Annotated in this window: 23 protein-coding genes; 11 read left to right on the top strand and 12 right to left on the bottom strand. The window is 73.5% G+C overall.

Translation table 11 applies throughout. From position 1 onward, the window contains the following. Positions 1-245: 245 nt before the first annotated feature. The 3 genes from ACIGG8_RS17485 to ACIGG8_RS17475 all read right to left on the bottom strand — a co-directional run bounded on the left by ACIGG8_RS17485 (position 246) and on the right by ACIGG8_RS17475 (position 3650). A complete protein-coding gene (locus ACIGG8_RS17485) occupies positions 246-1472 on the bottom strand; it encodes a helix-turn-helix domain-containing protein (RefSeq protein ID WP_396548932.1) in 1227 nt (408 codons plus the stop codon). 232 nt (positions 1473-1704) lie between these two features. Next, a complete protein-coding gene (locus ACIGG8_RS17480) occupies positions 1705-3141 on the bottom strand; it encodes an amino acid permease (protein ID WP_350526765.1) in 1437 nt (478 codons plus the stop codon). A 230-nt stretch (positions 3142-3371) separates the two neighbouring features. Then, positions 3372-3650 carry a hypothetical protein gene (locus tag ACIGG8_RS17475; RefSeq protein WP_396548931.1) on the bottom strand — a complete coding sequence of 93 codons (279 nt, stop codon included), beginning with the start codon at positions 3648-3650 and terminating at the stop codon, positions 3372-3374. A gap of 148 nt (positions 3651-3798) precedes the next feature. On the opposite strand from ACIGG8_RS17475, the gene ACIGG8_RS17470 reads away from it, so the two are divergent. Together ACIGG8_RS17470 and ACIGG8_RS17465 are read left to right on the top strand one after the other, a co-directional pair. After that, positions 3799-4854, top strand: coding sequence for a Ku protein (locus ACIGG8_RS17470; RefSeq protein ID WP_396548930.1), 1056 nt, complete (start codon positions 3799-3801; stop codon positions 4852-4854). Positions 4855-4903: 49 nt separating this feature from the next. Then, positions 4904-5185, top strand: a complete 282-nt coding sequence (locus tag ACIGG8_RS17465) for a hypothetical protein (RefSeq protein ID WP_350526762.1) — start codon at positions 4904-4906, stop codon at positions 5183-5185. Between the two features lie 27 nt (positions 5186-5212). On the opposite strand, the gene ACIGG8_RS17460 is transcribed toward ACIGG8_RS17465, so the two are convergent. Both ACIGG8_RS17460 and ACIGG8_RS17455 read right to left on the bottom strand, forming a co-directional pair. Beyond that, positions 5213-6601 (bottom strand): NADP-dependent succinic semialdehyde dehydrogenase, encoded by a 1389-nt coding sequence (locus ACIGG8_RS17460; protein WP_396548929.1) that lies wholly within the window; start codon positions 6599-6601, stop codon positions 5213-5215. A gap of 121 nt (positions 6602-6722) precedes the next feature. Then, entirely contained in the window at positions 6723-7004 is a 282-nt protein-coding gene (locus ACIGG8_RS17455) for a DUF6158 family protein (RefSeq protein ID WP_350526760.1), read from the bottom strand. A 185-nt stretch (positions 7005-7189) separates the two neighbouring features. Here ACIGG8_RS17455 and ACIGG8_RS17450 point away from each other — a divergent pair, with 185 nt between their 5' ends. From ACIGG8_RS17450 to ACIGG8_RS17440, 3 genes are all read left to right on the top strand, one after another. After that, positions 7190-7783, top strand: a complete 594-nt coding sequence (locus ACIGG8_RS17450; protein WP_396548927.1) for an ArsR/SmtB family transcription factor — start codon at positions 7190-7192, stop codon at positions 7781-7783. Further along, a complete protein-coding gene (locus ACIGG8_RS17445; protein ID WP_396548925.1) occupies positions 7780-9069 on the top strand; it encodes an MFS transporter in 1290 nt (429 codons plus the stop codon). The genes ACIGG8_RS17450 and ACIGG8_RS17445 overlap by 4 nt, the downstream gene beginning before the upstream one ends. 69 nt (positions 9070-9138) lie before the next feature. Further along, positions 9139-10137, top strand: coding sequence for an adenosine deaminase (locus ACIGG8_RS17440; protein ID WP_396548924.1), 999 nt, complete (start codon positions 9139-9141; stop codon positions 10135-10137). Positions 10138-10199: 62 nt separating this feature from the next. Here ACIGG8_RS17440 and ACIGG8_RS17435 read toward each other — a convergent pair whose 3' ends face one another. The 5 genes from ACIGG8_RS17435 to ACIGG8_RS17415 all read right to left on the bottom strand — a co-directional run bounded on the left by ACIGG8_RS17435 (position 10200) and on the right by ACIGG8_RS17415 (position 13697). Next, positions 10200-10787 carry a dihydrofolate reductase family protein gene (locus ACIGG8_RS17435; RefSeq protein WP_396548923.1) on the bottom strand — a complete coding sequence of 196 codons (588 nt, stop codon included), beginning with the start codon at positions 10785-10787 and terminating at the stop codon, positions 10200-10202. A gap of 88 nt (positions 10788-10875) precedes the next feature. Further along, positions 10876-11520 carry a vitamin K epoxide reductase family protein gene (locus ACIGG8_RS17430; RefSeq protein WP_396548922.1) on the bottom strand — a complete coding sequence of 215 codons (645 nt, stop codon included), beginning with the start codon at positions 11518-11520 and terminating at the stop codon, positions 10876-10878. Further along, a complete protein-coding gene (locus ACIGG8_RS17425; RefSeq protein ID WP_396548921.1) occupies positions 11517-12311 on the bottom strand; it encodes a DsbA family protein in 795 nt (264 codons plus the stop codon). The genes ACIGG8_RS17430 and ACIGG8_RS17425 overlap by 4 nt, the downstream gene beginning before the upstream one ends. A 166-nt stretch (positions 12312-12477) precedes the next feature. Continuing rightward, complete coding sequence (locus ACIGG8_RS17420; RefSeq protein WP_396548920.1) at positions 12478-13137, bottom strand: hypothetical protein; 660 nt, start codon at positions 13135-13137, stop codon at positions 12478-12480. 98 nt (positions 13138-13235) lie between these two features. Next, entirely contained in the window at positions 13236-13697 is a 462-nt protein-coding gene (locus ACIGG8_RS17415; RefSeq protein ID WP_396548919.1) for an SRPBCC family protein, read from the bottom strand. A 179-nt stretch (positions 13698-13876) separates the two neighbouring features. Here ACIGG8_RS17415 and ACIGG8_RS17410 point away from each other — a divergent pair, with 179 nt between their 5' ends. Beyond that, a complete protein-coding gene (locus ACIGG8_RS17410) occupies positions 13877-14746 on the top strand; it encodes an Fpg/Nei family DNA glycosylase (RefSeq protein WP_396548918.1) in 870 nt (289 codons plus the stop codon). Positions 14747-14867: 121 nt separating this feature from the next. On the opposite strand, the gene ACIGG8_RS17405 is transcribed toward ACIGG8_RS17410, so the two are convergent. After that, positions 14868-15725 (bottom strand): SAM-dependent methyltransferase, encoded by an 858-nt coding sequence (locus ACIGG8_RS17405; protein WP_396548916.1) that lies wholly within the window; start codon positions 15723-15725, stop codon positions 14868-14870. 222 nt (positions 15726-15947) lie between these two features. On the opposite strand from ACIGG8_RS17405, the gene ACIGG8_RS17400 reads away from it, so the two are divergent. The 5 genes from ACIGG8_RS17400 to ACIGG8_RS17380 all read left to right on the top strand — a co-directional run bounded on the left by ACIGG8_RS17400 (position 15948) and on the right by ACIGG8_RS17380 (position 21510). Continuing rightward, entirely contained in the window at positions 15948-16850 is a 903-nt protein-coding gene (locus tag ACIGG8_RS17400) for a polysaccharide deacetylase family protein (protein ID WP_396548915.1), read from the top strand. Positions 16851-17003: 153 nt separating this feature from the next. Next, positions 17004-17330, top strand: coding sequence for a hypothetical protein (locus ACIGG8_RS17395; RefSeq protein ID WP_396548913.1), 327 nt, complete (start codon positions 17004-17006; stop codon positions 17328-17330). Between the two features lie 177 nt (positions 17331-17507). Then, on the top strand, positions 17508-18590 hold the full coding sequence (locus ACIGG8_RS17390) for a methyltransferase domain-containing protein (protein WP_396548912.1): 1083 nt from the start codon (positions 17508-17510) through the stop codon (positions 18588-18590). 286 nt (positions 18591-18876) lie between these two features. After that, positions 18877-19749: a sulfurtransferase gene (locus ACIGG8_RS17385; RefSeq protein ID WP_350522074.1), complete on the top strand. Its 873-nt coding sequence runs from the start codon at positions 18877-18879 to the stop codon at positions 19747-19749. 237 nt (positions 19750-19986) lie between these two features. Further along, positions 19987-21510 (top strand): M1 family metallopeptidase, encoded by a 1524-nt coding sequence (locus tag ACIGG8_RS17380; RefSeq protein ID WP_350522073.1) that lies wholly within the window; start codon positions 19987-19989, stop codon positions 21508-21510. Positions 21511-21655: 145 nt separating this feature from the next. On the opposite strand, the gene ACIGG8_RS17375 is transcribed toward ACIGG8_RS17380, so the two are convergent. Next, a complete protein-coding gene (locus tag ACIGG8_RS17375) occupies positions 21656-22465 on the bottom strand; it encodes an aminoglycoside N(3)-acetyltransferase (protein ID WP_396548909.1) in 810 nt (269 codons plus the stop codon). Positions 22466-22554 lie beyond the last annotated feature (89 nt).

Genomic DNA, 22554 nt, shown 5'->3' with positions numbered 1-22554 from the left:
GGTGAGCCCCTCCGGGGCGCACCCCGCCGCGGGGGCGGGGTGTCTCTCCGCGGCCGGTACGCCCCGCGGGCCCGGGGGGGGGGGGGCCGCCCCCCACCCCCGCTGGGGGGGCCCCACCCCGCCTCGGCGTGCCATGCGCACCCGGTCGGCGCGGCGGGTGGCGTGCGGCGCCCGGCGCGTGCGGCCGGTTGCGGCGCCGTCGAACCGGGCAGGGGCGGCCCTGCCCGGCCTTCCACGTGCGCAGCTCACGTGCGCAGCCACTCCTCGGCCCGCCGTTGCTCGCGGGCGATGCGGCCGGCCGTCCTCGGGGGCAGCCGGGCGAGCAGGGCGGCGGCGGCACCGGACCGGCCGGCCAGCGCGAGGGCGCCCGCCAGGCGAGCGGTGACCAGGGCGTGGTCGCGCGGTCGGGCGGCCGGATCCAGGGTCCGCAGGGCGGCCTCCAGCCGGGCCACCGCGCTGCGGGCGTGGACGGTGCGGCCGGTGCGGACGGCGAGGTCCCGCTGGCAGGTGCCGTGCGCGACGGCCAGGACCAGCTCGGCGCCGGCCGCCCACGGCGTCGGATCGCCGGAGCGCCGCGCGGCCGTGGTCAGCCGCCGGGCGTCCGTCAGCGTCCGGCGCACCAGCGGTGCCTCGCCGGCCAGCGCGTGGGCGTGCGCCCGGGCGACGGCGGCCCAGGCCTGCAGTCCGGGGCGGGCCGGCGCGGCGGTCCGCGCGGCCTCGGCGAGGGCGAGCGCGGCGGCCGCGTCGCCGCGCCACCAGTGCAGGGTGCTCTGCCGGACGAGCAGGGCGGTCGTGGTGGCCTGGTCCCCGGTAGTCCGTGCCCATTCCAGCCCGGTGGCGTACCAGCTGAGCGCGCGGGCGCGGCGGTCGCCCTCGAAGTGGGCCCAGCCGGCGAGTTCGGCGTACTGGGCGGCGAGCGAGCGGACGGCGGCGTGGCTCTCGTACGGGGCGGTGTGCTGCCGGCGGGCCAGGGTGCGGGCGTGGTGCTCCAGGACGGCGGCCAGCTCCTCGCCGCCGATCCGGTCGGCGGCGGCGCGGTAGACGGCGAGCAGGTGGGCGAGCATCTCGACGGCGGCGGCGTCCGGTGGGGCGGTGTCGGCGGCGGCCGGTGGCCGGGTGGCGGCGGCGAGTTCGCCGAGGCGTTCGCGCTCCTGCCGGACGGTCTGCCACAGGTCCACCAACTCCCCGCAGGCGAGCAGGAGTTCGTCGGCCCGGGCGGGCATTCCCGGCGGCGGCCAGCGGAGGGCGTTCTCCACCCGGCTGATCAGTGAGTTGTGGTACCCGAGCAGTCGGCCGAGCTCGGCCTGGCTGAGGCCGCGGGCCTCGCGCCAGTGGCGCAGGCGGCGGCCGAAGCGCAGCCGTGCGGACTCGGGTTCCGCGCGGGGCGGTGGGGGCGAGGGTGACGTGGGGGTGGGCAGGGGCGGCACGGGGTCTCCCGGGAGGGTGGGGGAGCGCTCGTGGGGGAGCGCCATGCCCAGGAATCCCCTTGACGTGCCATGGTCAAACTGGCGCTGCTTCCGTGCCCGGTCGGCCGCCGGGCCGGAAGAGCCGGACGCGCCGGAAAACCGGAAGCGGCGCAAGCGCCGGAAGTCCCGGAAGGCGCCGGAGGCGATGGAAAGCCGGAAGGCGCCGGAAAAGCCCCACCGGGCCCGGGAGCCTCCGCAACGGCTCCCGGACCCGGCGTTCCTGCGCGGTGCGGACGGGTCAGGATCCCGCCGCCACCGCAGCCCGCCGCCGGCGGCCCACCACGGCCGAGGCCGCGAGCACGATCGCCGCGGCGACCAGCGACAGGTACATCTGCTTGCGCCCGTCGGCGTCGGTGAACATGTAGATCATGACGAACCCGATCATGCCCATCGCGGTCCAGGTCAGGTACGGGTACAGCCACATCCGGACGGTGTGCCGCTCGGGCATCTCCCGCTCGATGATCTTGCGCATCCGCAGCTGGGTGGCGCAGATCACCAGCCAGACGAACAGCGCGATCGCACCAGAGGAGTTCAGGAGGAAGGCGAACACCGTGTCCGGCGAGGTGTAGTTGAAGAAGACCGCGATGAAGCCGAAGACCACCGAGGAGAGGATGGCGACCCGCGGCACGCCGCGCTCGGTCACCTTGGCGAAGGCCTTGGGGGCGTCGCCGCGCTGGCCGAGCGAGAAGGCCATCCGGGAGGCGGTGTACATCCCGGAGTTCAGGCAGGAGAGCACCGCGGTCAGCACGATCACGTCCATCACCTGGCCGGCGCCGGGGATGCCGATGTGGTCCAGGACGGCGACGTACGGGCTGGCCTTGACCTCGGCCGAGTCCCACGGGAGCAGGGTGACCACGAGCAGGATCGAGCCCAGGTAGAAGATGCCGATGCGCCAGATCACGCTGTTGGTGGCCTTGGTCACCGCCTTCTGCGGGTCCTCCGACTCGCCGGCGGCCAGGGTGACGATCTCGCTGCCCATGAAGGCGAAGACCACGGTCAGCATGCCGGTGAAGACCGCGCCGATCCCGTGCGGCAGGAAGCCGCCGTGGCCCGTGAGGTTGCTGGTGCCCACTGCGTGGGTGCCGGGCAGCAGGCCGAAGGCGGCGAGGGTGCCGATCACCAGGAACCCGGCGATCGCGACCACCTTGATCCCGGCGAACCAGAACTCGAACTCGCCGTAGGAGGCCACCGAGAAGAGGTTGGTGGAGGTCAGGACCGCCATGACGATCAGCGCCCAGCCCCACTGCGGCACGCCGGGCACCCACTGGTTGAGGATCTTGGCGCCGGCGGTCGCCTCGACCGCGAGCACGACGACCCAGAAGAACCAGTACAGCCAGCCGATCGTGAACCCGGCCCAGCGGCCCAGCGCGCGGTCCGCGTACGCCGAGAAGGAGCCGCTCTGCGGGTCGGCCGCGGCCATCTCGCCGAGCATCCGCATCACCAGCACGACCAGCGCGCCGGCCAGTGCGTAGGAGAGCAGGATGCCGGGGCCGGTGGACGCGATGCCCGCGCCCGAGCCGACGAACAGGCCGGCGCCGATCACGCCGCCGATGGCGATCATCGACAGGTGGCGGTTCTTGAGCCCGGCCTTCAGGTGGCCGTCGCCGCCGTGACCGTGCGGCCCCGCCTGCTGCGGGACCTCGGCTGCCGCCGACTTGGTGGTGTTCGCACTCATCTAGAGGTGCCCTGTGCCTTTCCAGCGCGGCGACCCTCGGCTCGTCGCCACAGGGTGGGGGGACAGACCCGCGCATTGCGGTGCAACCTAACTTCTACGCACGAGTATCGGAACAATCCTTTGATAACTGTTCGCTTACCGGACGAAAAAGGCCAGGTCAGGGTGGGTGCGAAGGGGGTCGGAAAAGCTCAGATCTGACGCATCGTCAGGGGGGTGGGAGGTGGAGGAGATCAGATCTCCCTCAAATCGATCACGACGACCTCCGGCCGCTGCTCCGGCGGGTGCCGGGCCGGCCCGATCGCGGGCCGGGCCATGGGCCGGGCCGCGGGCGGTGCTGCAGGGAGGGCGCCGAGCCGGGCCGCGAGGATGCGCGGGATGTCGCTCTCCTGCGAGTGCCCGGGCACCACGGTGACCTCGTCCTCGCGCACCTCGCCGAGCACGCGGTAGGTCACCCGGTACGTCGTCCGGTCCGGCGGCGGGGCCCGGTCGGGCCCGTGCGTGGCGGTCATCCGCATCGACCTCCTCGGCCCATTGTCGGCGCGGTGTGGCCGATCGGGGCAAACGCGGGCAGAGTGGGACTCTCGGGGCATTCGTCGGAGCCCGCCCCGAGCGCGCTCGGCGCCCGTCGGTCACCCGGCGCCGGACAGGAGCGACCCCATGCAGACCACCTGGAAGGGGACGATCAGCTTCGGGCTGGTCAGCATCCCCGTCCACCTCTACTCCGCGACGCAGGAGCACGACGTCCCGCTGCACCAGGTGCACGCCAAGGACGGCGGCCGGGTGCGGATGAAGCGCTACTGCGAGCGGGAGGAGAAGGAGGTCCCGTACGCGGAGATCGCCAAGGGCTACGAGTCCCCCGACGGGCGCACCGTCACGCTCAGCGACGACGACCTCGCCGATCTGCCGCTGCCCAGCAAGAAGATCATCGACGTGCTGGCCTTCGTCGACGAGCGCGAGATCGACCCGCTGATGTTCTCCAAGGCCTACTACGTCGGCGTCGCCGACAAGGCAGCCGCCAAGCCGTACGCGCTGCTGCGCGACGCGCTCACCGAGTCCGGGCAGATCGCCGTCACCAAGATCGCGCTGCGCACCCGGGAGTCGCCCGCGGTGCTGCGGGTGCACGACAACACGCTGGTGCTGCAGACCTGCATCTGGCCCGACGAGGTCCGCCCGGCGGCGGGCATCGGGCCCGAGGACGACGTGACCGTCCGGCCGCAGGAGCTCAAGATGGCGCGGTCGCTGATGGACACCCTCTCCGAGGACTTCGACCTCTCCCAGCTGCACGACGACTACCAGCAGGCGCTCCAGCAGGTGATCACCGCGCGGTTGGAGGGCGTCGAGATCCCGCACGAGGAGGAGTCCGGCGAGGCGCCGGACAACGTGATCGACCTGATGGAGGCGCTGCGCAGCAGCCTGAAGCAGGCCAAGGGCGGGCGCGGGCCGGCCGGGGAGCCGGAGGCGGAAGCGGAGGAGGCCGGGCGCAAGCCCGCCCCGCGCAAGCGCGCCGCCGCGAAGCGGAGCGCCCCCGCCGCGGGGAAGGCCGCCGACGGGACCGCCGGGAAGGCCGGGGGGAAGGCGACCTCGGCGAAGACCGCCACGGCGAAGACAGCCACCGCGAAGAGCAGCACGGCCAAGACCACCACGGCGGGGAAGGGCCCGGCGGCCGGGAAGACCGCCGGCCGGAAGTCCGCCGCTCCGCGCAAGGCCTCCTGACCCGCCGGGCCAGGCATTCCCCTCCCGTCCAGCATCGGAGGCGATCCCGATGGACCTGCTGACCTACAAGGCAGTCGAAACCGGCCCCGAGGCCCCGAAGGACCCCGGCTTGGGGCACCGGGCCTGGGTCTGGCTGCTCACCCTCACCCCCACCGCCGTGACGATCATGATCGCGCTGTCGGTCGGCCTCGGCCTGGTCGCCGCCCAGGTGAGCCAGCTGTGGGTGCTGCTCGTGATGTGCATCCCCTGGGGCCTGACGGTCATCGCCCTGGTCGGCGTGCTCGCCCGCTGGATGACGCCCGGCCCGGGCCGGCACCGCGCGGCGACCTGACCCGGACGGGCGGGGATCCGGGAGGGCTCAGCCGATCCAGACCGTGGTGACGTTGCAGAACTCCCGGATCCCGTGCCCGGACAGCTCCCGTCCGAAGCCCGAGCGCTTCACGCCGCCGAACGGCAGGGCCGGGTGGGAGGCCGTCATCCCGTTGAAGAACACCCCGCCGGCCTGGATGTCGCGGACGAAGCGCTCCTGCTCGGCCCCGTCCGTGGTCCAGACGTTGGCGCTGAGGCCGAACGGGGTGTCGTTGGCGACGGCGACCGCCTCGTCCAGGTCGGCCACCCGGTAGACGGTGGCGACCGGGCCGAAGGTCTCCTCCTGGTGGATCCGCATCGCCGGGGTGATCCCGGTCAGCACCGTCGGCTCGTAGAACCAGCCGGTGTCCCAGCCCTCCGGGCGCCCGCCGCCGCACTCCACCCGGGCGCCGTGGGTCCGGGCGTCCTCGACCAGTTCCTCCAGGTCGTCCCGGCCCTGGCGGCTGGCCAGCGGGCCGACGTCGGTGGCCTCGTCCATCGGGTCGCCGACCTTCAGCGCGCGCATCGCCGCGCTGAAGCCGGCGGTGAAGCGGTCGTACACCTCGGTGTGCACGATGAAGCGCTTGGCGGCGATGCAGGACTGGCCGTTGTTCTGCACCCGGGCGCGGACGGCGGTCCGCACCGCGGCGTCCACGTCGGCGCTCGGCAGGACGACGTACGGGTCGCTGCCGCCCAGCTCCAGCACGGCCTTCTTGACCTCGTCCGCCGCGGCGGCCGCGACGGCGCGCCCGGCCGGCTCGCTGCCGGTGAGGGTGACCGCGGCGACCCTCCGGTCCCGGACCACGCCCTCGACCGCGCCCGAGCCGATCAGCAGCGTCTGGAAGCAGCCCGCGGGGAAACCGGCGCGCCGGAACAGCTCCTCGATCGCCACCGCCGTGCGCGGCACGTTGGACGCGTGCTTGAGCAGGCCCACGTTGCCCGCCATCAGGGCCGGCGCGGCGAACCGGATGACCTGCCAGAACGGGAAGTTCCACGGCATCACGGCCAGCACCGGGCCGATCGGGCGGTAGCGGACGTAGGCGCGGGCGGCGCCGGCGTCGGCGACGTCGGCCGGGGCAGGGTGCTCGTCGGCCAGCAGAGCCTCGGCGTTGTCCGCGTACCAGTGCATCGCCTTCGCGCACTTGGCGGCCTCGGCCCGGGCGGCGGCGAGCGGCTTGCCCATCTCCTCGGTCATGGTGCGGGCGACCGCCTCCTGGTCCTGGTCCAGCAGGTCGGCGGCGCGGTGCATCAGCTCGGCGCGGGCGGCGAACGGGGTGCTGCGGTAGGCGTGGAAGGCGGCCTCGGCGAGGGCCAGCCGACGTTCGATGCCGGCCGCGTCGAGCGGTTCGAAGGTCTCCAGGGTCTCGCCGGTCGCGGGGTTGACGCTGGCGATGGGCATGCGGGGCTCCCATGGGGTCAAGGGTCCGGTGCGTCTGCCCTCACACCCTCCCCGACAGCCCGGCCCGGGGCACGCCACCGCGCGCCCGGCGTGTCCTGCCGGGCGGTCCGGGCCGGCCCCGTCACTCCGGCAGCGACTCCACCCGGGCCGCGGCCTCCCGGGCCCGCGCGCCGGCCCTGGTCCGTCCGGCGGTCACCTGCCGGTCGGGGAACCGGTGCAGGTACTCGGCCTCCAGCTGGCCGGTGCGCAGCGTGTGCCGCTTCAGCGCTTCCTCCGAGCCGTACAGGAAGGTCTCGTGGCGCGTGCGGTGCAGCTGTTCCAGCTCGTGCAGGAGCGTGTCGTTGCCCAGAGCGTGCGGGGAGATGCCCTCGGGCCGGATGTGCGTGGCGTCGGCGTGCCGCATCTCGGTACCTCCTCGGCGGAAGTCCCCTCCTACGGGGTGCCCGGTGGCCGCCGCCGGTACACCCGTTCGATCGGCGCGACGCCCGGGCCCGGGGCCGGGCGTCGCGCCGACCCGGGCCGGCCGGTTGAACAAGGGGAATTGTAAAAGGAGTGTCGTACAAGACATCTTGTGGATACTCTCCCGGCATGACCGACACCACGGACGAACCACGCGGCGCCCGGGCGATCTCCGACTCCCGGGTGCTCGCCGCCCTCACCCACCCGCTGCGCCGCCGCCTGCTCGACCTGCTCAAGGTGGACGGCCCGGCCACGGTCGGGAAACTGGCCGAGCGCACCGAGCAGGCGGTCGGCAACGTCAGCCACCACCTGAAGGTGCTCGCCGAGAGCGGGCTGATCGAGGAGGCGTCCGAGCTCGCCCGGGACCGGCGCGAGCGCTGGTGGCGGCTCGTCGACCGTGAACTCAGCTGGACCAGGGCCGACTTCGACGGGGACCCGGTCACCGAGGCGGTCGCCGACGCGGCCGGCTCGATCCTCCTGGAACGCCAGGTCGAGCTGGTCCGCGAATGGTCGGCGCGGCGCGGCGGCTACCCGGCCGAATGGCGCGACGGCTGCTCGGTGGCCACCCAGAGCTGGCTGCGGCTCACCCCGGAGGAGGCCCGGGACCTCGCGGCGGACCTGCACGCGGTGATCCAGAAGTGGGCGGACCGCCCGGTGCCCGAGGACGGCCGCGAGCGTGAGACCGTGCTCGCGTTCGCCCACAGCGTCCCGGCCAAGCCGTGAGCGCGGTCGCCGCCCCGCCGGAGCCCGCCGAAGTCCGGTCCCGCTGGGGGCTGTTCGCCCAGCGCGACTTCCGGCTGCTCTGGGCGGGCGAGACCGTCAGCCGGCTGGGCAGCAACATCACCTCCGTCGCGCTGCCGCTGGTCGCGGTGCTGGTGCTGGACGCCGGGCCGCTCGCGGCGGGCGTGCTGACCGCCGCCGTCTGGCTGCCCTGGCTGGTGATCGGCCTGCCGGCCGGGGTCTGGGTCGGCCGGGTGCCCCGTCGGGCCGTGATGATCGCCTGCAACCTGGGCTCCGCCGCGCTGTTCGCGAGCGTGCCGGTGGCCGGCTGGCTCGGGGTGCTCACCCTGGCGCAGCTGCTGGTGGTCGCCCTGCTCACCGGGGTCTCCTCGGTGTTCTTCGAGGCGGCCTTCGAGGCGTACCTGCCCGAGCTGGTGGCCCCCGAGCACCTGATCGAGGGCAACGCGAAGCTTCAGGGCAGCGCCTCGGCCGCCGCCGTCGCCGGGCGCGGCCTGGCCGGCCTGACCGTCCAGGTGCTCGGTGCGACGACCGGGCTGCTCGCCGACGCCGTCAGCTTCCTGGTCGCGACCGTGACCTTGCTGCAGATCCGGACCGAGCCCCGCCCGGTCGCCACCGAACCCGGACCGGACGGGCTGCTGCGGCAGGCCCGGGAGGGCCTCGCCTTCCTGCTGCGCGACCCCTACCTGCGCTCCTTCACGCTGTACGGCGCCGCCGCCAACTTCGCGCTCACCGGCTACCAGTCGATCACCGCGCTGTTCCTGATCCGGGCGGCCGGGGTCGCCCCGGGCTGGGTCGGCGGGCTCGCCGCGGCCGGCGCGGTCGGCGGAGTGTTCGGCGCGCTGGCCGCCCGGCCGCTGTGTCGGCGCCTCGGCACCGCCCGCGCGGTGCGGATCGTGCTGCTCGCGCTGTCGCCCTTCGGCATGCTGATGGCCCTGGCCGGGCCCGGCCCCGGCATGGTGCTCTACCTGGTGGGAGCGCTCGTCGTGGTCACCGGGGTGGTGTTCTGCAACGTGGTGCTCAACAGCTTCCGGCAGTCCTACCTGCCGCCCGCGCTGCTCAGCCGGGTGGCCGCCACCTCGATGTGCGCCAACCACGCGACCATCCCGCTCGGGGCCCTGGCCGGCGGCGCACTGGGTGCGGCGATCGGGCTGCGGGCCACCATGTGGGTGATGACCGGCCTGCTGGCGCTGTGCGCGGTGCTGCCGCTGCTGTCGCCGCTGCGGACCGTCCGGGACTTGCCCGGCGGAGCGGCGGAACCGGTGCGCTGATCCCCAAGATCGTAGGATGAATCCTTGCCGTACCTTCGGGTTCCCCGCTACTGCTCGGACAGATCGCTGATGCCCCTTCCCAAGGCCGAACTCCACCTGCACATCGAAGGCACCCTGGAGCCGGAGCTCGCCTTTGAGCTCGCCGCCCGCAACGGCGTCGACCTGCCGTACGCCGACACCGAGGAGCTGCGCACCGCGTACTCCTTCAGCGACCTGCAGTCCTTCCTGGACCTGTACTACGCGCTGATGGCCGTGCTGCGCACCGAGGACGACTTCGCCGACCTGGCCGACGCCTACCTGGCGCGGGCCGCCGAGCAGGGCGTCCGGCACGCGGAGATCTTCTTCGACCCGCAGGCGCACACCGCGCGCGGGGTGCCGCTCGGCGTGGTGGTGGACGGTCTGACCCTGGCGCTGTCGCGCAGCGAGGAGCGGTACGGGATCAGCACCCAGCTGATCATGTGCTTCCTGCGGGACGAGTCCGCCGACTCCGCGCTGGACACCTTCGAGGCCGCCCGCCCGTACTTCGACCGGATCGCGGGCATCGGCCTGGACTCGGCCGAGGTCGGCAACCCGCCGGCGAAGTTCCGCGAGGTGTACCGCCGGGCCGCCGAGGCCGGACTGCGGCGCGTCGCCCACGCGGGCGAGGAGGGCCCGGCCTCGTACATCACCGAGGCCCTGGACGTCCTCGGCGTCGAGCGGATCGACCACGGGCTGCGCTGCCTGGAGGACGGCGAACTGGTCGCCCGACTGGTCCGCGAGCAGATCCCGCTGACCCTCTGCCCGCTCTCCAACGTCCGCCTGCGCTGCATCGACACGCTCGCCGACCACCCGCTGCGCGAGATGCTGGAGGCCGGCCTGCTGGTCACCGTCAACTCCGACGACCCGGCGTACTTCGGCGGCTACGTCGAGGACAACTTCCGCGCCGTCCGCGAGGCCCTCGGCCTGGACCAGGAGACCCTGCGCCACCTGGCCGCCAACTCCTTCCACGCCTCCTTCCTCGACGACCGGCGGCGCGCCGAACTCCTCGCGGAGGTCGAGGACTTCACGTTCGGCCCGACGGAGGGCTGACAGCCGGATCGGCCGAACCACCCACCCGGACGGCTACTCGGGCACGGCGGCGTTCACCGAGCTCACGGGGCTGCCGGCGTAGCGCCGCGCTCGCGGGCGTAGTGCAGCAGGGTGACGCCGTTGGTGAAGCGGTGGGTGTCCTTGAGGGTGAGCGGGGTGGGGTGGTCGGTCGGGCGGAAGAACAGGGTGCCGCGGCCCAGGACGACGGGGTGGACGTAGAGGCGGAACTCGTCGATCAGGTCCTGGGCCAGGAAGGACTCGGCCAGGTTGGCGCCGCTGAGGCAGAGGTCGCCGCCCGGGCCGGCGGTGAGGGCGGCGATCGACTCGGGGGTCACCTCGCGGACGATCGTGGTGTTCCAGTCGGCATGGTCGAGGGTGCGGGAGAAGACGACCTTCGGCATCGCGCGCCAGATGCCCGCGAACTCGACCATCGGCGCGTCGGCGGCCGGGTCCTGGTCGGCGGTCGGCCAGTACGAGGCCATCAGCTCGTGCGTCACCCGGCCGGAGAGGAAAGCACCCATCCGTGCGAGTTCGCGGTTGAAGTGGGTGTGCACCTCGTCGTCCACGAAGTGCCAGTCGAGGTCGTGGTCCGGGCCCTCGAAGTAGCCGTCGATCGAGACCGAGACGAAGAGGATGATCCTGCGTCGCATGGCGCCCCCACGGGGAGGAGTGGCCCGCCGCCCGCCCCGCCCGTCCCGCCGCGGGCGGGAACGGGAGGACGGCGGACGGGAGCGGGGATCAGATCAGGGTGCTCCAGTAGTACCAGAACCGGTTGAGGACCAGCAGCGCGATCACCGCGTACCAGAGCGCCGGGACGACCCAGTGGTAGCGGGCCGCCTCGCGGACGACCACCCGCAGGCGCGGGCCGACCGGGATCACGCCCGAGCGCAGGTTGTGCAGCGTGGTGTACCAGAACAGCGGGATCACCGCGGCCCACACCACCATGCAGTACGGGCAGAGCGCGCCGATCCGGTAGAGCGCCTGGTACATCAGCCAGGTCACGAAGCCGATCCCGAAGACCGTCCCGGCCTGCAGGCCGAGCCAGAACCAGCGCCGGTACGTCGCCCCCGCGAGCAGCCCGGCGCCGACCGCGACCACGACCCCGAAGGCCACCAGCCCGATCAGCGAGTTGGGGAAGCCGAAGGCCTCGGCCTGCTCGCTGCGCATGATCGAGCCGCAGCTGATGATCGGATTGATGTTGCAGTTGGGGACGTACGACGGGTCCTTCAGCAGCCGGATTTTGTCCAGGGTGAGGACCGCGGAGGCGAACAGGCCGACCGCGCCGCCGATCAGCAGCAGCCAGGCGAACGGGCGGCCGGCGCCGTACGTCGTCCGGGCGGCGGGAGCGGCGGGAGCGGCGGCCGTGGTGGCGGGGGCGGTCACCCGGTCACCTGCTTGACCATCGCGGTGAACTGCTCGGGGGAGACGGCCTTGCCGTTGGTGAGGACGTCCAGCTTCCGGCCGTCCAGCTTGACGGTCGGGGTGCCGGTGACGTCGCTCTTGTTGAACTCCTCGTTTACCTTCGCCGCCCACGGAGCGTAGGTGCCGTCCTGGACGGCCTTCACGAAGGCGTCGGTCTTCAGACCGGGCACCTGGCCGGCCAGGTCCAGCAGGTGGTTGACGTCACCGAAGGCGTCGCTGCGCTCGTCCGGCTGGTTGGCGTACAGCACGTCGTGGAACTGCTTGAACTTGTCCACGCCCTCGTTCAGCGCGGCGCCGGCGGCGGCCAGCGCGGTGCGCGAGCCCTTGCCGCCGAGGTTGCTGTCCAGGAACGTCGCCAGGTGGTACTCGACCTTGTACGTGCCGGCGTCGGCGAGCTGCTGGACGGTCTTGCCGGTGGTGGTCTCCAGCTGCTCGCAGTACGGGCAGCGGAAGTCCTCGTAGATCTCCAGGGTGTGCGGGGCGTCGGCCTTGCCGTAGGTGATCACCGTGCCGCCGTCGCCGGTCGCGTTGGCCGGGACCACCAGCGGCCCGTTGGCGGCGGCGTTCGAACCCGAGCCGGAGGAGCCGCCGACGGCGAAGGCCACGCCCGCCGCGAGGGCGAGCACGGCGGCGGAGGCGGCGCCGACCACCACCCGGCGGCGGACGCGGTCGGAGCGCTCGGCCTGGGCACGGGCGGTGCGCATGCGCTCGGTGGCGGAGGTCTTCTGGTCGGTCTTGCGGCTGTTGCTCATGGGGTGTCGTCCTGTGCTCTCGGGCGTGCGGAGGTGCGGGCGCGGCCGGTCGTGGGGCCTGCGCGGGGAGAGACGGCCGGGTGAGCGGGGGCGCGCCGGTCGAGCGGGGGGCTCTGGCGCGCGAAGGGCCCGCGGCGGGCGGGAGGCCCGGGTCGGGCGAAGGGGCTCAGACGGCCGGGGCGAACACCGGCGGACCGCGCCGGACGGCCGGACGGACGACGACGTCCTCGGCGGGGACCAGCGTGCGGCTGGCCGGGGGGAACGGCACCCGCGCCACCGGACGGGCCGGGACGGGCGCGGAGAGCAGCAGCAGCCAGCGGGCGGCGGCCGGCACGTGCCGGCGCAGGAACTCGCCCAGCATCCGGACCGTCCGGGCGAGGCCCGCCAGCGCGGCGTCCGCGCGGCGCAGCCAGTAGGCGCCGGCCAGCGCGATCACCGTGTGCAGCAGCAGGAGCAGCAGCACGCCGGTCTGCTGGGAGACGCCGTGGCCGAGCAGGAAGCCCCCCAGCGAACCGCCGCCGCACAGCAGCGGCTGCAGGCCGTGCCCGGAGCCGGGCGGCAGGGAGGGACAGGTGGTCTGGGCGACGTCGAACAGTGCGCCGGCGCCCAGCTCCAGCGGCAGGAACACCGCGGCGACCGCCGGGTAGCCGCGCTCGCGGCCGGCCAGGGTGAGGGCCACCGCGAAGACGGCGACCGAGGCGAGGAGCAAGGGTCCGACCGGCAGCGCGCGGCCGGTGACGAGCACCTGGCCGAGCCCGGCGAGCAGCACGACCAGCGCGGCGAAGACCGCCGCGCGGAGCGTCCTGGTGACCGGGCCGATGTCCATGGGACCCGAGTCTGCCACAGGTCGACAGCGGAACGGCCGGGCCGGCCGGGGCCTGTGAAGAGCCTCACCACCCGCGCTGAGCTGGGCTTATGTGCTTCTTATGACTCCTGCGGCGGGTCATCGACGGCGCTCATCCGGTCCTCGACCAGCTCCCGGAAGTGCTCCAGGTCCTCGCGGACCGTCCGCTCGATCGCCCCGGCCTGGGCGAAGCCGCGCGGTCCGCCGAACGCCCGGTGCACCGCCTCCGGGTCGTACTCCACCCGGATCTGCACCCGGGTGTGCCGGGCGTCGAGCGGCAGCAGGGCGAACGCGCCGCGGAGCCGGACCGGCTCCAGCGTGCGCCAGGCCATCACCCGGCCCCGGCCGCGGTCGGTGATCTCGGTGTCGACCGCGTGCTCGGCCCCGCCGACCTCCACCCCGAGGTGGGCGAGGTTGCGTCCGTGCGGATGGGCGCTGCGGACGCCGTCGACGAACCGCGGGTACTCGTGCACCCGGTGCAGCTGCTCCCAGGCGGCGAGCACGGGGGCGGCGATGTCGATCTGTTCCTCAAGGGTGCTCATGGTGGCGGGGCACCTCCCTCCGTTCCAGCCTGCGCTTCGGGGTGGGGGCGGGCAATGGGTGGGGGAAAGGGCGGGAGGGCGGCGGCGGGAGACGGAAGGGCGGGTGGGGACGGGCGGCCAGGGCGAGCAGCGGGCGGGCAGGGCGCGCGGCGGGCGGTGGGGTGCGGGAGACTGGGCGCATGCCGGAGCTGCCCGAGGTCGAGGCGCTGAGCGCCTTCCTGTCCGAGCGGCTGACCGGGCGGGTGATCGCCCGGGTGCAGCCGGTGGCGATCAGCGCGCTGAAGACGTACGACCCGCCGGTGACGGCGTTGGAGGGGCGGACGGTCGGCCCGGTGACCCGGCACGGCAAGTTCCTGGACATCGAGGCCGGCGGGCTGCACCTGGTGGTCCACCTGGCCCGGGCCGGCTGGCTGCGCTGGAAGGACAGCCTGCCCGCCGAGCCGCCGCGGCCGAGCCCGAAGAACCCGCTGGCGCTGCGGCTGCGCCTGGAGGGCGAGGCCGGGGACGGCTTCGACCTGACCGAGGCCGGCACGAAGAAGGGCCTCGCCGTCTACGTGGTGAAGGACCCGGCCGAGGTGCCGGGCGTGGCCAGGCTCGGTCCGGACCCGTTGGACCCGGACTTCACCCTGGACGCCTTCGCCGCCCTGCTGCGGGCCGACCGGCGCCGGATCAAGGGCGTGCTGCGGGACCAGACCGTGCTGGCGGGGGTGGGCAATGCCTACTCGGACGAGGTGCTGCACGCGGCGCGGATGTCGCCGTACAAACTGGCGTCCGGCCTGGACGAGGAGGAGACGGCGCGGCTGTACGAGGCGCTCGGCGGCACGCTGCGCGAGGCGGTGGAGCGCTCGCACGGGCTGGCGGCGGGGGAGCTGAAGGCGGAGAAGAAGCTGGGTCTGCGGGTGCACGGCCGGACCGGCCTGCCCTGCCCGGTTTGCGGGGACACCGTGCGGGAGGTGTCCTTCGCGGACTCCTCGCTGCAGTACTGCCCGACCTGCCAGACCGGGGGCAAGCCGCTGGCGGACCGGCGGATGTCGCGGCTGCTCAAGTGAGCCCGGCCGGGCGGGATGGCACAGGGCGGGACGGCACGGGGCGGGTTGGTCGGGGTGGACCGATCGGGGTGGGCCGGTCGGCCGGGCGGGACGGCACGGGGCCGTCCCGCCCGCCGCCGGTTCAGCGCTTGATGGCGACGCCGCCCCAGTAGTACGCGGCCTTCGGGTCGGCCGGCGGCTCGCCGTCGGGTCGCCAGCCCAGGACCGGGGCGACGCCCGGCTCCACCAGCTCCCAGCCGTCGAAGAAGCGGACCACGTCGTCGTAGGTGCGCGGCACCAGGGTCATCCCGCCGGCCCGGGCGGCCTCGGCGACCTTGCCGACGGCCTCCGGGTCGAAGTCCTGGGTGGGGGTGGTGAGGGCGAGGCAGCTGCCGACGGGCAGGGCGTCGCGCAGGGCGGCGACCCGGCCCCACGGGTCGTCCTCGTCGGCGATCAGCATCAGCACGGCGATCATCAGCAGACCGACCGGCTTGTCGAGGTCCAGGGTGGAGGTGAGCGCCGGGTCGGCGAACAGCTCCTCGGGCTTGCGCAGGTCGGCGTGGATGTAGGTGGTGCGGCTGGCCGGGCTGGAGACCATCAGCGCGCGGGCGTGGGCGAGCACGATCGGGTCGTTGTCGACGTAGACCACCCGGGTGCCGGGGCTGACGGACTCGGCGATCTCGTGGGTGTTGGGCGAGGTGGGGATGCCGGTGCCGAGGTCGAGGAACTGGCGGATGCCGTGTTCCTGCGCAAGGTGGCGGACGGCCCGGCCCTGGAAGGCGCGGTTGGCCTTGGCCATCTCCTTGACGCTCGGCACGGCCTCCTCGATGGCCTGCCCCATGGCGCGGTCCGGCGGGAAGTTGGTCTTGCCGCCCAGCCAGTAGTCGTAGACGCGGGCCGAGTGCGGAGTGGTGGTGTCGACGCCGAAACGTTCCCACTGGCTCGGCTCGGCGGCGTCGTCCTGCGGACCCTGCTGGGGGAAGTCCTGACTTGTCGTCATGGCCACGTCCTCTGATGGCAGATCATCACACTGGAGAAGGCTCAGCGTAGCGGTCCGGCCGGGAGGCCGGGCGCCCGGCCGGGAAGACCGGCGGGGGAGCCCGGGGGATCGCGGTCGGGGGCGGGGTGCACGCCCGGTCGCCGTTGGGCCGTGCGAGTGGTGATCGGGTCCGTAGGAGTTGCCTCCGGGGAGCGACGGCGCCACTCGGGGGATGCATTCAGAATGCTGTCAGATCATCAGATTACTTCGCGAAGATTGCTGCTGGTCGCGGCCGGGATGTCCCTGCTGGGGACGGCCGCCGGCTGCCGGGCCCCCTGGAGCAGCGAGGAGGTCGCGGCCGAGGCGGGGGTGGACGAGACCGCCCTGCCGGTGATGCCGGCCGGGTCCGGCGGGGCTCCCGGCGCTGCCGCGGCCGCCTCGGCCCCGGCGGCACCCTCGGCCGTGGCCTCCCCCTCGGCCGCCGCCTCCGCCTCCCCCCCGGCCACCGCCGCGCCGGGCGTGGTGCCGGTGCGCAAGGCGCTCACCGAGGCCGAGACCAAGCCGGTGTACGAGCTGGACGCGGCGCGGAAGGTGGTGGCGCTCACCATCGACGACGGGCCGGATCCCCGGCACACGCCCACCGTGCTGGCGCTGCTCCAGCAGTACGGGATCCGGGCGACCTTCTTCCTGATCGGTGAGAACGCGACCGAGCACCCGGCGCTGGTGCGGGAGATCTCCGACCACGGCCACCACATCGCCAACCACACCTGGACCCACCCGGACCTGCGGAGCCTGTCCGCCTCCAAGGTGCGGGACGAGCTGGTGCGCACCTCCGACCTGCTGCACACGACCACCGGCCGGCAGCCCACCTGGTTCCGGGCGCCGGGCGGGGACTGGTCCACGGAGTCGCTCAAGGTGGCCGCGGACCTCGGGATGCGGAACATGGCCTGGTCGGTGGACCCGCGGGACTGGTCCCGTCCGGGCACCTCGGCGATCATCGACACCGTCCTCAAGGACGTCCGGCCGGGGTCGATCGTGCTCAACCACGACGGCGGCGGCGACCGCTCGCAGACGCTGGCGGCGCTGAAGGCGTACCTGCCGGTGCTCGTGGACTCGGGGTACTTCTTCACGGCTCCGCCGAACTGAGGGCACTCCCGTGGGCGGCGGGTAGCGGCTATTCCCTCGAAACCACTCGAATGGGTGGATTGGGAGAACCGTTTCTGCGGATTTTGGGCCTCTAGGGTGATCTCGCACCAATTAACCGGGTACCGCCGCGTACCACCTGAAAGGCCCTCACTCATGCGTCTCCGCAACACCGTTCTCGCCGTCGCCAGTGCCGTCGCGCTCGTCTGCGCCGTCCCCACCTCGGCCAACGCCGCCGTCGGCGACTTCCTCTACAAGGTCGGCCCGGGGGTCCCGGCCGGGCTGGCCGACCCGCAGAGCGGCGAGTGCATCAACCTGTTCGGCGCCACCGAGGACAACCCGGCCTTCGCGCCGGACAACTTCACCACCTCCACGGCCACGGTCTTCCTCGACTTCGACTGCAACGGTGACACCTTCTACGTGATGAACCCCGGCAAGCGGCTCGGGGACCGGCTGAAGCTGCGCTCGGTCATCTTCTCCTGAGGCCGATCCTGAGGCCGACGGCACGGACGACCTGCGGGGCGGCCCCGGTGACCGGTTGTGACCGGTCGTCGGGGCCGCCCTTCTGCCGTCCGGGTCGCCTTCTGTTGGGGCGCTCACGGCGGCGGCGTAGCGTGAGGACGGGAGGGTTTCGCTGGTCCCGCCGACGGAGGAGGAACGATGTCCGTACGGGAACTGGACGCGGAGAAGCAGGAGGCCTTCGCCGGGCGCGTGGTGGACGTCCTGAACGACGCCTGCCTGGGGCTGATGACCAGCCTCGGACACCAGACCGGGCTCTTCGACGTGATGGCGGGCCTCGCCCCCTCCACCAGCGAGGAGGTCGCCCGGGCCGCCGGGATGAACGAGCGCTACGTCCGCGAATGGCTCGGCGGCATGGTCGTCGCCGGCTTCGTCGAGTACGACCCGGAGCGGCGCACCTACGCGCTGCCGCCCGAGCACGCGGCCTCGCTGACCCGGGCGGCCGGGTCGGACAACCTGGCGGCCATGATGCCGTTCCTGGCGATGATGGGCGAGGTCGAGCAGGAGCTGCTCGGCCACTTCCGCAGCGGCGGCGGGATGCCGTACTCGGCCTACCCGCGCTTCCAGCAGCTCCAGGCCGAGGAGAGCGCCCGGGTGTACGACCTGGCGCTGGTGGACGCGATCGTGCCGCTGGTGCCCGGACTGGCCGAGCGGCTGCGGGCCGGGATCGACGTGCTGGACGTCGGCACCGGGGAGGGGCACGCCGTCACGGTGCTGGCGAAGGCCTTCCCGGCCAGCCGGGTGACCGGGATCGACATCGCCGAGAACGGCATCGCCGCCGCCCGCGCCTCGGCGGCCGAACTCGGGCTGGACAACGCCCGGTTCGAGGTGGCGGACTCGGCCGCGATCGGCGGATCGTACGACCTGGTCACGGCGTTCGACGTGATCCACGACCTCGCCCGGCCGACCGGCACGCTCGCCGCCATCGCCGGTGCGCTGCGGCCCGACGGGGTCTTCCTGATGGGCGACGTCGCCGCCAGCAGCCGACTGGAGGAGAACGTCGAACACCCGCTGGCCCCCGCGCTCTACACCTTCTCGACCTTCTACTGCATGACGGTCTCGCTCGGCGAGGGCGGGGAGGGGCTCGGGACGGTGTGGGGCGAGCAGACCGCCCGGCGGATGCTGGCCGAGGCCGGGTTCGGGTCGGTCGAGGTGGAACGGGTCGAGGGGGACATCCTGAACCTGTACTACGTGGCCCGGCCGGACGGCGCGGCGAAGGACTGAGCGGCGGGGCGGGTCCCCGGTGCGGGGTGCGGGGTGCGAGGTGCGAGGTGCGGGGTGCGGGCGTGCAGGGCGTGCAGGGGTGGGGCCCACGCCCCTCGGGCCCGCGCGGGGTGGGTTCGGCCCGCGGGGCGGGGCCCGGCCGGGGCGGCGGCCGGCAGGGGTGGCCGGGGCCGGGCGGTCGGCGTACGTTCGAACTGTCCGGTCCGGTCGCCGGTGCCCGACGCGCGCGGCGGAGCGCGCGTTCACGGCGACGCGGCACGCCCACGGCAGGCAAGGAGGGCCCGGGATGACCGGCAACGGTTACGCACACCCCGAGGCACTGGTCCACACCGAGTGGCTGGCCCACCACCTGGACGACGGGACGATCCGGGTCGTCGAGGTGGACGAGGACACCACCGCGTACGACCGGGACCACATCCCCGGCGCGGTCGGCTGGAACTGGACCACCGACCTGCACAGCAAGGTCGGCCGCGACTACGCCGACCGCGACGGCGTCCAGCACCTGCTGCGGGCCGCCGGGGTCGAGGACGACACCACCGTGGTGCTGTACGGCGGCAACAACAACTGGTTCGCCGCGTACGCCTACTGGCTGCTGCGGCTGCGCGGCTTCGGGCCGGTGCGGCTGCTGGACGGCGGGCGCAAGAAGTGGGAGCTGGAGGGCCGCGAGCTGACCCGCGAGGTGATGGACTACCAGCACACCGGCTACCGGCTGACCGGGCCCGAGCGGCCGGAGCTGCGGGCGCTGCGGGACGAGGTGCTGGCCAAGGCCGAGGTGTTCGCCAAGCCCGGGGCGGACGCCGTCCTGGTGGACGTCCGCTCGCCGGCCGAGTTCCGCGGCGAGCTGATCGCGCCGCCGCACCTGCCGCAGGAGCAGGCGCAGGTGCCGGGGCACATCCCGGGCGCGATCAACATCCCCTGGTCGCAGGCGGCCAACGACGACGGCTCGTTCCGGTCGGCGGAGGAGCTGCGCGCGCTGTACGCGGGCAAGGGCGTGGAGACGGAGCGCGAGGTGATCGCGTACTGCCGGATCGGGGAGCGGTCCGCGCACACCTGGTTCGCGCTCACCGAGCTGCTCGGGTACCCGCACGTGAAGAACTACGACGGCTCCTGGACGGAGTACGGCTCGCTGGTGCGGGCGCCGGTGACGCTCGGGGCCTGAGCGGCGGGTGACGGCCTGCGGGGCGGGCGGGGGCCGGTGCGGGGCGGGGTGCCGACGGGGGTGAAGGTGCCGATGGGGTGAGGTGACGGCGTCGCGGCATTGCTGCGACGGTGTCATTTCGGCGCGTTTCTTTTCATGAACATCTCACGATCCGGGAGTGGAGCGGGGACTGCCGGGACATGGATCGATCCGACCCAACGTTCGATCCCATCGTTCCGGTGATCCCTGGAGGACCACGTGCGCAAGAGGCTGATCGTCTCTGCTGCCAGCGCCCTGAGCCTGTTCCTGGCCGTCCCCGCCTCGGCATCCGACTTCCAACCCGGCGCGGCCGGGGCGGGCGACCCCTACTACCCGACCTACGGCAACGGCGGATACCGCGTCTCGCACTACGACATCCGGCTGAAGTACCAGCCCGCCACCGACGAACTCGAAGGCACCACCACCATCCTGGCCACCGCCACCCAGGACCTCTCCCGGTTCAACCTCGACTTCGCGCTGAACGTCTCCGAGGTCCGGGTCAACGGGCGGCCCGCGGCCTTCACCACCAGCGGCGAGCAGGAGCTGGAGGTCACGCCCGCCCGGCCGCTCGCCAAGGGCAGCCAGGCCACCGTGGTGGTCCGCTACAAGGGCGTGCCGTCCACCGTGAAGAAGTACGGCTTCACCGCCTGGCTGCGCACCCCGGACGGCGCGGTGGCGGCCGGCGAGCCGGAATCGGCCTGGTGGTGGTTCCCGAGCAACGACCACCCGAGCGACAAGGCCACCTTCGACGTCTCCGTGCTGGTACCCGACGGCAACCAGGTGATCAGCAACGGCACCCTGACCGGCACCTCCTCCTCGGCGGGGTGGACCCGCTACAGCTGGCGCGAGACCAAGCCCCAGGCGACGTATCTGGCCACCCTCGCGGTCGGCAAGTTCGACGTCACGACCGACACCACGCCGAGCGGGCTGCCGGTCTACAACGCGTACAGCAAGGACCTCGGTGACAACGCGGACGCGGCCAGGGCGAGCGTGGAGCGCACCGGCGAGCTGGTCGACTGGCTGAGCGGCTACTTCGGCGACTACCCGTTCAGCTCGGTCGGCGGCTACGTCCCCAACGTCCCGACCGGCTTCGCGCTGGAGACCCAGACCCGGGTCTTCTACAGCCCCCGGCAGTTCGCGCGCGGCGCCAACACCTCGGTGGTCGTCCACGAGCTGGCCCACCAGTGGTACGGCGACAGCGTCTCGCTCTCGCGCTGGAGCGACATCTGGCTGAACGAGGGCTTCGCCCGGTACTCGCAGTTCCTTTGGTCCGAGCACGAGAACGAGGGCACCGCGCAGGAACTCGCCGACTACGTGTACGCCTCGCACCCGGCCGACGACCCGTTCTGGAAGGTCAAGCCGGGCGACCCGGGCCCCGACGACCAGTTCTCCGGCGCCGTGTACGACCGGGGCGCGGTGGCCATCCAGGCGCTGCGCAACGCCGTCGGGGACGAGAAGTTCTTCCGGATCCTCAAGGGCTGGCCCACCGAGCGCCGCTACGGCAACGCCACCATCCCGGAGTTCCAGGCGTACGCGGAGAAGATCTCCGGGACGGATCTCGGCGACCTCTTCCGGACCTGGCTGTTCACCGCCGCGAAGCCCGCGACCGGGCCCGTTCCGCCGGCCGCCGCGGCCGCCTCGCTGGCGCCGGGCGCGGGCAGGGCGGACGGGCAGCTGCCGGCGGAGCCGAAGTCCTGGAAGAAGATCCAGGAGACCAACTCCCTGCACGACGCCGGGCACTGACGCCGGGTACTGATGCTGGGCACTGGCGTCCTGCACTGGTGCCCCGCACCGACGCCCGGCCGCGCGACGGAACGGGACGAGGTGCGGTGACGTGAGGTGACGGGCGTGGCCCGGGCGGCCGTTCGCACGTGAACGGGCGGCCGGGCTACGCCGCTCCGGAGCCGTCCGCCGCCAGCAGCTCGGTGAGGCGGCGGACGGCGAAGGGTATGAGGCCCCGGACCGGGACCAGCCGGCAGGGCGCCGCGCCGACCAGCACCTCGCGGATGCCCGCCTGCTCCTCGAACTCCCGCCCAACGAGCGGGAAGTGGGTGTCGTTGTCGTCCCCCACGTCCGGCGCCTCGATCCAGACCCGCTCGCCCTGGATCGCCATCGGGAAACGGCGGAGCTTGAGCCGGCGGTTGGGCGCGAACGTCTCGGCGTAGTGCAGGAAGGTGTTGCGGTTGTGCCCGACACCCACCAGTAGCACATGGCCGCCGAGGTCGTGCAGCGCGCCGAACGGCGACTCCCGGCCGACGGCGAAGCCCAGCGAGCGGCGGGCGGTGACCTCGCGGGCGTGCGCCCCGACGGCGGCGACCGAGACCTGCGGGTGCGTGCTGCGCAGGCTCTCCGGCAGGGCGCGCAGGGCCTCCGCCACCGCACCCGTACCGGAGGGGAGATCGGGCCGGAACAGCGGGACCGCGGCGCGCAGTTCGGCCGTCGCGGCGATGGGCGCCCCGGTGTGCCCGGGGACCGGGTCGCAGACCGTCCCGGTGGTGAAGGTGGGCGCCGCGACGGTGCCGGACGGCCCGACCGCTTCGCGCAGGGCGGCCACCACGGTCGCCGCGCCGCCCTCGACCCGGCCGAGGCTGGAGAGCGAGGAGTGCACGATCAGCGCCATGCCCTCGCGGACGCCCACTCGGCGCCAGCCCTCCACGAGGTCGGCGGTGGTGAGCGGGGTGGTGCCCGGTGTGGTCATGGTGCCCCCTGGTGAAGCCGGAGTCGGTGCTGATCGAGGTGCCGATCGGTGTGGCGTGGTGCGGCGCCCGGAGCGAACGCCGGTGCGCG

The organism is Kitasatospora sp. NPDC085464, assembly GCF_044541955.1.
Lineage (GTDB): Bacteria > Actinomycetota > Actinomycetes > Streptomycetales > Streptomycetaceae > Kitasatospora.
This window is presented reverse-complemented; position numbering and strand designations above follow the sequence as displayed.

What these genes read in the sequence shown, in the direction of transcription:
- ACIGG8_RS17425 (WP_396548921.1), bottom strand. Translation starts at nt 12,311, where the DNA reads ATGAGCAACAGCCGCAAGACCGACCAGAAGACCTCCGCCACCGAGCGC.
- ACIGG8_RS17470 (WP_396548930.1), top strand. Translation starts at nt 3,799, where the DNA reads ATGCAGACCACCTGGAAGGGGACGATCAGCTTCGGGCTGGTCAGCATC.
- ACIGG8_RS17485 (WP_396548932.1), bottom strand. Translation starts at nt 1,472, where the DNA reads ATGGCGCTCCCCCACGAGCGCTCCCCCACCCTCCCGGGAGACCCCGTG.
- ACIGG8_RS17405 (WP_396548916.1), bottom strand. Translation starts at nt 15,725, where the DNA reads ATGACGACAAGTCAGGACTTCCCCCAGCAGGGTCCGCAGGACGACGCC.
- ACIGG8_RS17390 (WP_396548912.1), top strand. Translation starts at nt 17,508, where the DNA reads ATGTCCGTACGGGAACTGGACGCGGAGAAGCAGGAGGCCTTCGCCGGG.
- ACIGG8_RS17415 (WP_396548919.1), bottom strand. Translation starts at nt 13,697, where the DNA reads ATGAGCACCCTTGAGGAACAGATCGACATCGCCGCCCCCGTGCTCGCC.
- ACIGG8_RS17465 (WP_350526762.1), top strand. Translation starts at nt 4,904, where the DNA reads ATGGACCTGCTGACCTACAAGGCAGTCGAAACCGGCCCCGAGGCCCCG.
- ACIGG8_RS17400 (WP_396548915.1), top strand. Translation starts at nt 15,948, where the DNA reads ATGCTGTCAGATCATCAGATTACTTCGCGAAGATTGCTGCTGGTCGCG.
- ACIGG8_RS17420 (WP_396548920.1), bottom strand. Translation starts at nt 13,137, where the DNA reads ATGGACATCGGCCCGGTCACCAGGACGCTCCGCGCGGCGGTCTTCGCC.
- ACIGG8_RS17450 (WP_396548927.1), top strand. Translation starts at nt 7,190, where the DNA reads ATGACCGACACCACGGACGAACCACGCGGCGCCCGGGCGATCTCCGAC.
- ACIGG8_RS17460 (WP_396548929.1), bottom strand. Translation starts at nt 6,601, where the DNA reads ATGCCCATCGCCAGCGTCAACCCCGCGACCGGCGAGACCCTGGAGACC.
- ACIGG8_RS17440 (WP_396548924.1), top strand. Translation starts at nt 9,139, where the DNA reads ATGCCCCTTCCCAAGGCCGAACTCCACCTGCACATCGAAGGCACCCTG.
- ACIGG8_RS17385 (WP_350522074.1), top strand. Translation starts at nt 18,877, where the DNA reads ATGACCGGCAACGGTTACGCACACCCCGAGGCACTGGTCCACACCGAG.
- ACIGG8_RS17480 (WP_350526765.1), bottom strand. Translation starts at nt 3,141, where the DNA reads ATGAGTGCGAACACCACCAAGTCGGCGGCAGCCGAGGTCCCGCAGCAG.
- ACIGG8_RS17375 (WP_396548909.1), bottom strand. Translation starts at nt 22,465, where the DNA reads ATGACCACACCGGGCACCACCCCGCTCACCACCGCCGACCTCGTGGAG.
- ACIGG8_RS17455 (WP_350526760.1), bottom strand. Translation starts at nt 7,004, where the DNA reads ATGCGGCACGCCGACGCCACGCACATCCGGCCCGAGGGCATCTCCCCG.
- ACIGG8_RS17395 (WP_396548913.1), top strand. Translation starts at nt 17,004, where the DNA reads ATGCGTCTCCGCAACACCGTTCTCGCCGTCGCCAGTGCCGTCGCGCTC.
- ACIGG8_RS17475 (WP_396548931.1), bottom strand. Translation starts at nt 3,650, where the DNA reads ATGACCGCCACGCACGGGCCCGACCGGGCCCCGCCGCCGGACCGGACG.
- ACIGG8_RS17435 (WP_396548923.1), bottom strand. Translation starts at nt 10,787, where the DNA reads ATGCGACGCAGGATCATCCTCTTCGTCTCGGTCTCGATCGACGGCTAC.
- ACIGG8_RS17410 (WP_396548918.1), top strand. Translation starts at nt 13,877, where the DNA reads ATGCCGGAGCTGCCCGAGGTCGAGGCGCTGAGCGCCTTCCTGTCCGAG.